The 1,989-nt window shown below is 46.5% G+C and carries 2 protein-coding genes; both read left to right on the top strand.

Features of this window, described 5'->3' with window-relative positions:
- The first annotated feature begins 133 nt into the window (after positions 1 to 133).
- Entirely contained in the window at positions 134 to 652 is a 519-nt protein-coding gene (locus Q0G26_RS11425) for a sigma-70 family RNA polymerase sigma factor (protein ID WP_293830739.1), read from the top strand.
- A gap of 428 nt (positions 653 to 1,080) precedes the next feature.
- Positions 1,081 to 1,698 carry an N-acetylmuramoyl-L-alanine amidase gene (locus tag Q0G26_RS11420; protein ID WP_293830737.1) on the top strand — a complete coding sequence of 206 codons (618 nt, stop codon included), beginning with the start codon at positions 1,081 to 1,083 and terminating at the stop codon, positions 1,696 to 1,698.
- Positions 1,699 to 1,989: the final 291 nt, after the last annotated feature.

The raw sequence follows: 1,989 nt of genomic DNA, 5'->3' as shown, positions 1-1,989 counted from the left end.
AAGCTTGATGTAGTACAGTACAGAATTCTGTCATACGCGGCATTGCGACCGCCACGGAAAGGAACTGGAAAAAATAAAAATACCGCCGAAAAACAAATTCAATCATACGCCTACGCAGCTGAAAAACCTGCTTATGGCAGCACAACGCTTTGAACAGCCTGCCATTGACAAGCTGTGTGCAGACTTCACTCCCTTAATCAACAAGGAGGCACATCGTCAGAGCGTATTTAATGCACTGGGAGAAGATGCCGTCAATATCGCCTGGGAAATCTTTCTGGAATTTATTCATTCCTACAAAGGCAATAATTACCGCCTGCTGCCGGGACTGATTCAAAAGCATCTGCATTACCGTCTTTTAGACAGGCTTCATCAAAAAGGCTGCCTGCTTGATTGTGATGCTCTGGATGCCGACGAAACCTTTGCAGATACGATTGCCGATAAGCACGATTATATTGCGGAAGCGGATACCAGACTAAGTATAAACGCTGCCGTCAGCAAGCTGTCTGACAAGCAGCAGACTGTCATCCGTGAGCTGTATCTGCATGACAAGGATATAAAAACCTTTACCTGCAATACCGGGCTTAACGTACAGACATGCTATACACATAAAATGCGTGCTTTAAATATTCTCAAAAAACAGCTTGCAGGTTAATTATTTTGCTCCCTCGCCTGAGGGAGCTTTTTTGCGTTTACTGGCATATAGGAAATTCTACGCTCTACTGCTACCGTAGTTTACGTCTATCCTTTAGGTAGTATTATTTAGAACAAGGTTACTACTAGCTTACGCTAGTAGCTTTTATCAACGCAGAAGAAAAAGCGAGAAAGAAAACCAACAAAAGAAAGAACGAAAAAGAAGATTCACTCTTATACTCGGGAAAAACGAAGCAAAATTATTACACGGTCCGAGAGAAAAACAGAAAAAAATTTTTAAAAATTATTTTTTTGAGGTGTAATAATTTTCACCCCCAAAAGGCGAGTAATAGAGTGAGAGGCAAAAACACCCCACTCCCGCCTCTTGCCAAAAGCTGATTCCGGATAAGCAAGTAAGCATCGGGAGAAAAACACAAAGGAGCTTTTTACATGTTAGTAACAAATCCCCGCAAGATTAATCATGACGAGCTGCGCGTTGTGGCCGCTGAGGCCAAAGGCAGCATCAAACACTTATTTTTGCACTGGACCGGCTGCCAATATGGCCAGGTCTTCGACGCTTACCACATCAACATTGATGAGCATGGCGAAATTTACCTTACCTGCAGAACTCTGCGCGAATACAAGGAGCACACCTGGAATCGTAACACCGGTGCCGTTGGTATCACCCTCTGCTGTGCCTATAAGGCTGATCTTAGTTCTCATGGCGTCCCAGATTATAAGGGGTTATGTCCCCCAACTGCTCTGCAGATTGAACAGATGGCGATTGTTGTCGCTATTCTGTGCCGGGAGCTGGAATTGGAAATCTCTTTTGACACAGTAAGAACCCATGCTGAGGTTGCCGATCAGGACGACTACGGTCCAGCTAAGCATCCAAAAGACATGCGTTGGGATTTGTACCTACTCACCGACCTGCCGGACTGCCAGAACCTGTGCCCCGGTGGTGTGGTGTTGCGTAAAAAGGCCAGAGCGTACAGCAAGGCAATGCTTGCAGCTCAGCTGCTGCAGCTGCCTGAAGATCCTATGCTGACGCACCTTGCAGCGGCGTAAAGGCACCCCCTTCCGTCAGTTCGCTACCATAGCCACCCCCTTTAGTCGCCTACGGCGACAGTTCCCCCAAGGGGGAACCAAGAAAGTTAGCGTAATGCTACATCTTGCCTGCCCCTCGGGGAAGGTGCCGAACGTAGTGAGGCGGAAGGGGGTAGCTTAGGCGACTGGCACTAGAGACTAAAGGGAGCCTCTACATCTATCAATCTTTTTTAACATCGAAAGGAGTTCTCAACTATGGCAAACATCAATCAGGAAATCATGAAACGCACTCTGGTCATCAACGTGGAGGAT

It is taken from the genome of uncultured Phascolarctobacterium sp., assembly GCF_934190775.1.
In the GTDB taxonomy this organism is placed as follows: Bacteria; Bacillota; Negativicutes; order Acidaminococcales; family Acidaminococcaceae; genus Phascolarctobacterium_A.
This window is presented reverse-complemented; position numbering and strand designations above follow the sequence as displayed.

Bases quoted from the DNA above. Each gene is read 5' to 3' on its own strand.
- Q0G26_RS11425 (WP_293830739.1), top strand. From the start codon at position 134: ATGGCAGCACAACGCTTTGAACAGCCTGCCATTGACAAGCTGTGTGCA.
- Q0G26_RS11420 (WP_293830737.1), top strand. From the start codon at position 1,081: ATGTTAGTAACAAATCCCCGCAAGATTAATCATGACGAGCTGCGCGTT.